We start from the raw sequence: 8,483 nt of genomic DNA, 5'->3' as shown, positions 1-8,483 counted from the left end.
TAACAGCAAGGGACTACTATCAGCTAGTTGTCTCTAACATGGCATTATCAATGCTCCGACGAGTTTTCTCATACATTTGGCTTGTTATGCTTGCGATGGTTCTACCGACGCAGGCTTTTGCGTATTTGCTGCAAGCTGAAAATGAGGCATCGGCTCGTCTTGCGCTTCGTTCGAACTCCACTCTCACTCCGAGCAGCGCTGATTTCCAAGCGATTCTCGAATCTGCCCAGCAAACGCCAAAAACTAAGCCTGCAACCCAAGCCGATTTCTCGCAAAATTGGTTGGCTATCCTTAACTCGAGTCGTGGCTCAATAACGACACGTTTTCTCGATGATGGAGAATCTTTTACGGGTAATGACGTCACACACTTTGAACCCAGTGTTGGCGCTCTTTATCAGCGCTATGAACTGCCACAATATGAGGCAGGGTTTAGGCTTACCACACGCTACACTTCTCCGTATCGGTTGTCCGGTTGGAAAGATTCAAACACCCTCTATGTCGCCCTGAATGGGCAATATTCTGTGATTTCTTAATACATACAATCGAAGCGAATAACCTTCGCTAGTTATCCCTAGGTACGGCTCTGCCTGTACTCTTAGATTAAGAAATACGATGAAAAACAAACCTGTAAAACAGGCGAAATCTGTTCGCCTGATGAACCACTACTCGGCGTGGAAGTATGTGGTGTTAGTGGTGACTGTGGTGATGTTAGCCCTCAGTGCGATTCCAACTTGGTATGGTGAGAAACCTTCCATACAGGTGACTGCGTCTCAAGCAGCGCCTAATAGCATTTTAAATAGTGTTACAGAGCTCAACCGTTACTTGGCTCAGCGCGATGTCCAAGTGTTGAAAATCGAGCAGTCTGGCGATCAAACAACCCTTGTTTTTGATAATGAGACAGAGCAAACCCAAGCGCGTAAAGTGTTAGATAAGCTATTGGGTAAAGAGGATTCGATTACCTTTTCCTATGTTTCTGTCGCGCCTCAATGGTTCGGTCAGATGGGCTTTAGTCCAATAAAACTAGGTTTGGACCTGCGTGGTGGTGTTCAGTTCTTGCTCAACGTGGACATTGATAACGCGTTTGAAGATCAACGCAATAGCTTGGTTGATGAAGTCCGAGACTTTATGCGCCAGGAGCGAGTACGTGGTGTTCAAATCTCGTCAGTAGGCTCTGAGGCATTCGATATTAAAACTAACTCCGGCAATGCTTTGTCAGCGGTGAACACTTTCTTAAAGCAGAACTATCCAAACTGGGAGGTGAAGCGTCACTCCGACTATTTAGCGGTTAAGCCGACGCCAGAAAGTAAATCTGAATTCCAATCTGTCACCATTAAACAAAACTTGAAGATCATGCGTGACCGTATTGAAGAGCTAGGGATCACTGAGGCCATGGTACAACGCCAAGGTGAGCATAGTATTCGTATTGAGTTGCCAGGCGTGCAAGATCCGTCACTGGCGAAAAACGTAATCGGCGCGACAGCAACATTGGCGTTTCATGAGTCTCGCACTCCATCTGACGGTAAAGCCTATGGGGATGTTGTGCTTAAGGACAATGATGGCCGCGATGTGACCTTAGCGAAGAAGCCTGTGTTAACTGGCGAGCACATCATTAATGCTCGTGCAGGTGTTGATAAGATGGGCTTCTCAGAAGTGAATATCTCACTCGATCATGCTGGTGGCAAAATCATGAGTGATTTCTCGGCTAGGCATATCGGCAAACCTATGGCGACGGTTTATCGCGAGTACACGACTAATGCCAATGGTGAAACTGAACGCAGTGAGCGAGTGATCAGTGTTGCGACGATTCAATCTCAATTGGGTAGCCAGTTCCGAATCACAGGGGCAGGCACGATGGAAGAAGCGCAAAATCTAGCTTTGCTACTTCGCGCGGGTTCTTTGACTGCTCCAGTCACCATTGTAGAGGAGCGCACTATCGGTGCGTCGTTAGGTGCGGAAAACATCGAGAATGGCTTTGCTGCGTTAGCCCTTGGTTTAGCAATGACACTTACCTTTATGGCGTTATGGTATCGCCGTTTAGGTTGGGTCGCGAATGTGGCCCTTATGGTTAATATGGTTAGCTTACTGGGCTTGATTGCGCTACTTCCTGGCGCGGTACTGACATTGCCCGGTATCGCTGGCTTAGTACTGACCGTGGGTATGGCTGTCGATACTAACGTGCTGATCTTTGAGCGAATAAAAGACAAACTGGCGGAAGGGCGCACCTTTGCTCAGTCGATTGATCTCGGTTTTGGTAGTGCATTGAGCACCATTCTAGATGCCAACATCACCACGATGATAACAGCCGTTGTACTTTACTCGATAGGTAATGGGCCGATTCAAGGTTTTGCTTTAACGCTTGGTCTAGGTTTGTTGACCAGCATGTTCAGTGGTGTGTTTGCATCACGAGCCATTATCAATTTAATTTGGGGACGCGACTCACGTCGTGATGTGAGGGTGTAATCATGGTTGATTTCTTTAAACTGCATATTCGTCGAGTGCGCTACATTACTAACTATGTCTCGTTCGCTTTAATGGCATTTTCGTTGGTAGCATTGGGCATGAATGGCCTCAACATGGGGCTAGACTTTACCGGCGGTATGGTCACTGAAGTGAAAGTTGACAATAACCTTACCCAGTCTCAGCTTGTTGAAACGCTAAAACCGGAGCTCGGCCAGTTTACGAACGTCACTCGTTCAGATGAAGAGGGACGATGGGTCGTTCGTTACCCAATCCCTGGGCAAGCTAACGATAGCGTTGATATTGTATCTACTCTTTCCTCTATCTCTCATCAAGTTGATGTCGTGAGTAATAGCATGGTTGGCTCCCAAGTTGGACAAGATCTAGTTGATCAAGGTGGACTTGCATTGATGATCTCAATGCTATGTATCCTAGGGTATTTGTGTTTCCGCTTTGAGTGGCGTTTGGCAAGTGGTTCATTGCTTGCCTTAGTTCATGACGTGGTATTGGTGTTAGGCTTCTTCGCTGCTACCCAGATGGAGTTTAACCTGACGGTCTTCGCCGCGATTCTGGCGATTCTAGGTTATTCACTCAATGACTCGATCATCATTGCTGATCGAATTCGTGAACTACTCATTGCGAAACAAAACCTGGCTACAGAAGAGATAAACGACCAAGCAGTGATGGCAACTTTCTCACGGACTATGGTGACATCAGGTACAACCCTAATGACAGTATCGGCGTTGTGGATTCTTGGCGGTAGTGCTCTGCAAGGTTTCGCAGTGGCAATGTTTATCGGCATCCTATCAGGAACTTGGTCTTCAATCTCGATAGGTACTGTCCTGCCAGAATGGCTCAAGCTAGAGCCTAAGCATTATCTACCGGTTGAAGTGGATGATGCACCTTAAAGCTTATCGGAAACAATGAGTTCCGAGAGTTAACCTCGGAACTTGTTGAGATTATTGAGTTTGTACGCTCAAGAACTGAGTGAAGCTAGCCCAAGATTTAATGTCTGCATCTTCGCGGTAGCGCGGGCTGCCAAATACAGTAAAGGCATGAGGTGCGCCGCTGTAGGTGATCATCTCATGCTCTACACCTGCCGTTTCCAGTTGCTCGGCCAACGATGCAAACTGAGACATTGGAATCGCGGTATCCGCTGTACCATGAAGGACAAGTATTGGTGCAGAGGTTTGTAAGTATGATTGACCTTCAGGCGTACCCAAACCGCCATGGAAGGTAACAAAACCTTTTGCTGGCATGCCTGCACGGGCTGACTCTAAAACCGCTGCGCCACCAAAGCAGTAACCCATCACCACGACATTTTCAGCATTGCCACCTAGTGACGTGGCGAAATCTAAACTGCCCTGCATTAATGCGCGTAGTTTTTCTCTGTCTTTGTAAAGCTCGCCTGTGTGTTGTTTCTTATCTTTGACTTCTGTAGGTCGAATGCCTTTACCGAACAGGTCTGCAGCAAAAACGTTGTATCCTAGCTCGTTGAGCATCTTAGCTCGCTTCATTTCATAGTCGGTTAACCCATCCCAGTCATGGACGAGTAGAACTAATGGAGCATCATCGCTGGTTTTCGCCCAGTAGCCCTCGTAATCATTACCCTTTACATTGTAAATTTTGCTCTCTCCGGCAAACAAAAAAGAACTGAAGAATAGAGCAATAAGCCCAATTGTTGATTTCATATAACACCTCCGTTGTCGTAGAAGTGTAGTACGTATTTGGTGACCAAAAAGTACAAAAAAGCCTCCCGAAGGAGGCTAAGTAAAGAAAATGTGAAGATTACATTGCTGCTTCGAAGATCGCAGAGATCTCTTCATGGGTCGCTTGTTTAGGGTTCGTGAAACCACAAGCATCTTTAAGCGCGTTATCTGCCAGCGTTGCAATGTCTTCAGACTTAGCGCCTAGTTCGCGAATGCCTGCAGGAATACCAACATCTTTCGCTAGCGTAACGATAGCGTCGATTGCCGCTTCAGCGCCTTGCTCGGCTGATAGGCCTTCAACCTCAACACCCATAGCTTTAGCAACATCGCGTAGACGTTCAGGGCACACTTGCGCATTGTAACGCTGTACGTGAGGAAGAAGAATAGCGTTACATACGCCATGCGGAAGGTCGTAGAAACCACCAAGTTGGTGTGCCATTGCGTGAACGTAACCTAAAGATGCGTTGTTGAAGGCCATACCCGCCATAAATTGAGCATAAGCCATTTGCTCACGTGCTTGGATGTCATCGCCATTTTCCACAGCGGTACGCAAGTGTGCTTGAATTAACTCGATAGCTTTAATTGCTACCGCATCAGTGATTGGTGTTGCTGCGATAGATACGTAAGCTTCTACGGCGTGAGTTAGCGCGTCCATACCTGTTGCTGCCGTTAGCGACGCTGGTTTAGCAAGCATCAATTCTGGGTCGTTAACAGAAATAAGTGGTGTGGTGTGCTTATCGACAATGGCCATCTTAATGTGGCGTTCTTCATCTGTGATGATACAGAAACGAGTCATTTCAGACGCAGTACCTGCTGTGGTGTTGATAGCGATAAGTGGCAGCATAGGTTTCGCTGACTGGTCGACACCTTCGTAGTCACCAATTTTACCGCCGTTTGCAGCCACTAGTGCGATGCCTTTGGCACAGTCGTGAGGCGAACCGCCACCTAGTGAGATAACGAAGTCACACTGATTACTTTTTAGTAGTTCTAGACCGTCGTTAACGTTGCTTATTGTTGGGTTTGGCTGTGTGCCATCGAATACAACCGTTTCAACGCTGCGCTCTGCTAGCATGTCTTGAACTTGCTTAACCATGCCGATTTGGCTAAGGATTTTGTCAGTGACAATTAAGCCCTTTTTAAAGCCTTGAGATTGAATACTATCAGCAGCTTCTTTTAAACAGCCAGCGCCCATAAGGTTTACAGTAGGGATAAAAAATGCACTCGTCATTGGATTGCTCCATATAGTTATAGATTTAAAAACTGAGCTAAGACTCGCATAAATATCCTGAGTTTAAATTTGATCTGAAACAAAAATATGACCCAAAGGAGGTAAGCATAACTGTGAAGTGTGACGCAAATTTATATGCGTAAGAAATGTATAAAAAGCTGTTAAATATTAGTGGTTTAGCGCAATCGTTTAACCAACAGATACACGTAACTATGCCTGATTAAAAGTCATACATAGCAAAAGCCCCTAGCAGTGAAATACGGCTAGGGGCTAGAAAAACTTCTCTATTTATTAAACGAAGCAACGACAAAAATATGTTAATTAAGAACTGGTGATGTGTTGATTTAGGTTTCTGGCTCGAGTTCTGAGTGTTGCTCTGCCTCTTTGTTCAATTCTGATGTCTCGTCGCTCTCCTCGTCTTCGTAATGTTTAACAACAAATGGAATGAGCATAACGCTAGATGGAAAGAATCGTTTCATTTGAGTACTCCTAGAACCGCTTATATGGTCATTTTGACTGGATTGCTGGAGGGAATAATTGTCTTAAATCATAGTCCGCCAGAGAAAGTCGATTGGTAGAGAAATCTGAGCTCACAGTCACATTCCGCTTAGGTTAGATTGAAGGCTTATGATTCTAGCCCTGCATCCCAGTATGGAGTTTCAGTGCCCAGTCTCTCGCTTATAAAATCTATAAACGCTCTAACCTTAAGTGGAACATGTTTGCGTTCTGGAAAGACCGCATACACTGCGTGGGTCGGTAGTGAAAAATCAGACAACACAAGTTGTAAGCGTCCTGATGAAATATCTTTCCCTGCGATGAAATTGGGGAGATTAGCGATTCCACTCCCGTTAAGAGCTGCTCTACGTATTGCTTCGCTATTGTTGACTATTAGTCGACCTTTTGGTGTTACTTTAAACTCTCCTCTCGAAGAACTAAAAGTCCATTCACTCCCACCTCTGTAGTAGCTATATTGCATGCAACTATGGTTAGACAGATCACTGGGTTTTAGTGGCAGCGCATTCTCTTTGATATATGAAGGAGAGGCACAAAGGACACTTTTACAAGGTGCTAGTCTCTTTGCCACGATATTAGAGGAGGGCAAGTCACCAATTCTTATGCCGACATCAAACCGCTCTTCAACTAAGTCCACCATCCGATCCTCTAAGTTGAGGTCAATATCTACATTAGGATAGAGCGCTAAGAACTCTGAAATAAGTGGAGCGATATGCAATACACCGAATGACATTGGCGCAGTGATTTTAAGAGTACCTCTAGGGTTACCCTGTAGTTCGGTGACGGCGTCTAGGCCTTGCTGAGCCAATGCTAGTGACTGAACAACATAGTCGTAGTAGCGTTGACCTGCTTCGGTGAGGCTCAGTTTCCGAGTTGTGCGGTTAAGCAGTCGAATACCTAGTTCGTCTTCCAACAGAGTGATACGTTTGCTTACCGCAGACTTGGTGATGTTTAATTTACTGGCGGCATGAGAAAAACTCCCACTTTCGACAACAGAGACGAAGATTGGAATGGCTGAGAAAGCTTGCATAGTTGAATTCCAGTAAACAATAAGTTTCTTTTGGACGGTATTATCATCTAAAAGAAAACAATTTACACTAGTCATCAGTTTCTGAGGAGAAAATAATGAAGTACGATTGGATCTTGTTTGATGCGGACGAAACCCTGTTCCATTTTGATGCATTTAAAGGAATGCAACTGATGTTTTCGCGCAAAGGTATTGAGTTCACTCACGGTGATTTTGAACACTATCAAGCTGTAAACAAGCCACTTTGGGTTGATTATCAGAATGGGACAATTACCGCTCAGGAGTTAAAGCACACACGATTTGAAGAGTGGGCAAAGACCTTAGGGACAACACCATCTGAGCTAAACTCTGCTTTTCTCAATGCTATGGCAGATATCTGCACGGTACTCCCAGGAGCGAAAGAACTTATGCAGGCGCTACATGGTAAGGCTAAACTGGGCATTATCACCAATGGCTTCACCGATCTTCAAGCGATTAGACTTGAGAAAACAGGGATGAGCCAATATTTTGAACATGTGATCATTTCTGAAGAGGTTGGAGTGGCTAAACCAGATACGGGAATTTTCAGTCATGCATTAGAGAAAATGGGCATGCCATGTAAAAGCAAAGTACTAATGGTTGGCGATAATCAACACTCTGACATTCTTGGTGGGATTAACTTTGGTATTGAGACTTGTTGGTTAAACAGTGATGGCGCAGAGAAAGATGATGCGATCTCTCCAAACTACACTGTTCGCTCTTTGCATGATTTGAAAAATATCCTATTCGCTTAGCGAGTGATCTAAACCGACTGACTCGCAGTATCTAGACTAAAGACTGTTTGAGGAGACGCGGTTATGTCGGTACTAGGAAGAATCATTGATTTAGATAAGAGCCACGGGTACGGTTTTATCGAGCAGGACAATGAGGGAAAAATGGTGTTTTTTCATGTGAATGACATCGAAGATAGCCCGATTGAGCCCCACATTAATGAAAGGGTTGAGTTCGAGGTAGAGTCTGATCTTAATGGGTGTTTACTGGCATTGAACATTTCTCCGACTGTCATGAAGTAGCCTTGTTACGCCTCAGGAGCGTGTTGCTTGATATAGTGTTCGAGACACTTGTCTTCTGAGGTCTCGAACTCTTGGTCAAGAATATTGAGCTTTTCGATTCTATCAATTCGAAAGTGGCGATAATCGTCCCTTAGTTCACACCAAGCCACTAACGTCCACAGTTTACCCCAGAATATTTGTCCGAGAGGCTGTAGGCGACGCACCGTTTTATTACCATGTTGATCGCTATAATCTATCTCTATTTTTAGTTTAGCGTCGGTCGCATGACGAAGCATTTTTCCTCTGGTCGCATTGTGAGTCGATGTGTGGATTTCAGGGACAAAGATCGGAAACTCTTCAATTTGTTGTTTGAGGCGATCAGGTAGCACTGAAAGAATTTTTGCCGAGGCGGATTTAGATGCTGAAGCTAACTCGTCGTCTGACCAAGCTCTAACCATTCGCATTCCAAGCTCTAAGGCCATCATTTCTTTATCGGTAAACATTAATGGAGGAAGGTG

General features: G+C 45.1%; 10 protein-coding genes. 5 read left to right on the top strand and 5 right to left on the bottom strand.

The features are described 5' to 3' along the window. From QTO00_RS10210 to secF, 3 genes are all read left to right on the top strand, one after another. Nucleotides 1-533, top strand: a 533-nt coding sequence (locus tag QTO00_RS10210) for a hypothetical protein (RefSeq protein WP_331424682.1), incomplete at its 5' end; no start/stop codon positions are given. 79 nt (nucleotides 534-612) lie between these two features. After that, nucleotides 613-2,460 carry a protein translocase subunit SecD gene (gene secD, locus QTO00_RS10205; RefSeq protein WP_331424681.1) on the top strand — a complete coding sequence of 616 codons (1,848 nt, stop codon included), beginning with the start codon at nucleotides 613-615 and terminating at the stop codon, nucleotides 2,458-2,460. 2 nt (nucleotides 2,461-2,462) lie between these two features. Then, complete coding sequence (gene secF, locus QTO00_RS10200; protein ID WP_038201358.1) at nucleotides 2,463-3,365, top strand: protein translocase subunit SecF; 903 nt, start codon at nucleotides 2,463-2,465, stop codon at nucleotides 3,363-3,365. Between the two features lie 51 nt (nucleotides 3,366-3,416). Here the strand turns inward: secF and QTO00_RS10195 are convergent, their stop codons facing one another. The 4 genes from QTO00_RS10195 to QTO00_RS10180 form a co-directional block, all read right to left on the bottom strand. After that, entirely contained in the window at nucleotides 3,417-4,148 is a 732-nt protein-coding gene (locus tag QTO00_RS10195) for a dienelactone hydrolase family protein (RefSeq protein WP_331424679.1), read from the bottom strand. Nucleotides 4,149-4,245: 97 nt separating this feature from the next. Further along, the gene (gene yiaY, locus QTO00_RS10190; protein WP_331424677.1) at nucleotides 4,246-5,394 is read right to left on the bottom strand and encodes an L-threonine dehydrogenase; all 1,149 of its coding nucleotides are present in this window, start codon (nucleotides 5,392-5,394) and stop codon (nucleotides 4,246-4,248) included. Nucleotides 5,395-5,738: 344 nt separating this feature from the next. Then, a complete protein-coding gene (locus QTO00_RS10185) occupies nucleotides 5,739-5,873 on the bottom strand; it encodes a hypothetical protein (RefSeq protein WP_331424676.1) in 135 nt (44 codons plus the stop codon). Between the two features lie 146 nt (nucleotides 5,874-6,019). Beyond that, entirely contained in the window at nucleotides 6,020-6,937 is a 918-nt protein-coding gene (locus QTO00_RS10180; RefSeq protein ID WP_331424675.1) for a LysR family transcriptional regulator, read from the bottom strand. A 95-nt stretch (nucleotides 6,938-7,032) separates the two neighbouring features. On the opposite strand from QTO00_RS10180, the gene yjjG reads away from it, so the two are divergent. Further along, the gene (gene yjjG, locus QTO00_RS10175) at nucleotides 7,033-7,707 is read left to right on the top strand and encodes a pyrimidine 5'-nucleotidase (protein WP_038201350.1); all 675 of its coding nucleotides are present in this window, start codon (nucleotides 7,033-7,035) and stop codon (nucleotides 7,705-7,707) included. Between the two features lie 63 nt (nucleotides 7,708-7,770). Beyond that, nucleotides 7,771-7,986: a cold shock domain-containing protein gene (locus tag QTO00_RS10170; protein ID WP_331424672.1), complete on the top strand. Its 216-nt coding sequence runs from the start codon at nucleotides 7,771-7,773 to the stop codon at nucleotides 7,984-7,986. Between the two features lie 5 nt (nucleotides 7,987-7,991). On the opposite strand, the gene QTO00_RS10165 is transcribed toward QTO00_RS10170, so the two are convergent. Continuing rightward, the coding region (locus tag QTO00_RS10165) for a helix-turn-helix transcriptional regulator (RefSeq protein ID WP_331424671.1) at nucleotides 7,992-8,483 on the bottom strand (492 nt) is incomplete at its 5' end.

This window comes from Vibrio sp. M260118 (assembly GCF_036533755.1).
Classification (GTDB): domain Bacteria; phylum Pseudomonadota; class Gammaproteobacteria; order Enterobacterales; family Vibrionaceae; genus Vibrio.
The sequence above is the reverse complement of the archived record's forward strand: the minus strand, read 5'-3'. Positions and strand labels throughout refer to the sequence as shown.

Excerpts from the sequence above, each read along its gene's own strand:
- secD (WP_331424681.1), top strand. The coding sequence starts at position 613 with ATGAAAAACAAACCTGTAAAACAGGCGAAATCTGTTCGCCTGATGAAC.
- secF (WP_038201358.1), top strand. The coding sequence starts at position 2,463 with ATGGTTGATTTCTTTAAACTGCATATTCGTCGAGTGCGCTACATTACT.
- QTO00_RS10195 (WP_331424679.1), bottom strand. The coding sequence starts at position 4,148 with ATGAAATCAACAATTGGGCTTATTGCTCTATTCTTCAGTTCTTTTTTG.
- yiaY (WP_331424677.1), bottom strand. The coding sequence starts at position 5,394 with ATGACGAGTGCATTTTTTATCCCTACTGTAAACCTTATGGGCGCTGGC.
- QTO00_RS10185 (WP_331424676.1), bottom strand. The coding sequence starts at position 5,873 with ATGAAACGATTCTTTCCATCTAGCGTTATGCTCATTCCATTTGTTGTT.
- QTO00_RS10180 (WP_331424675.1), bottom strand. The coding sequence starts at position 6,937 with ATGCAAGCTTTCTCAGCCATTCCAATCTTCGTCTCTGTTGTCGAAAGT.
- yjjG (WP_038201350.1), top strand. The coding sequence starts at position 7,033 with ATGAAGTACGATTGGATCTTGTTTGATGCGGACGAAACCCTGTTCCAT.
- QTO00_RS10170 (WP_331424672.1), top strand. The coding sequence starts at position 7,771 with ATGTCGGTACTAGGAAGAATCATTGATTTAGATAAGAGCCACGGGTAC.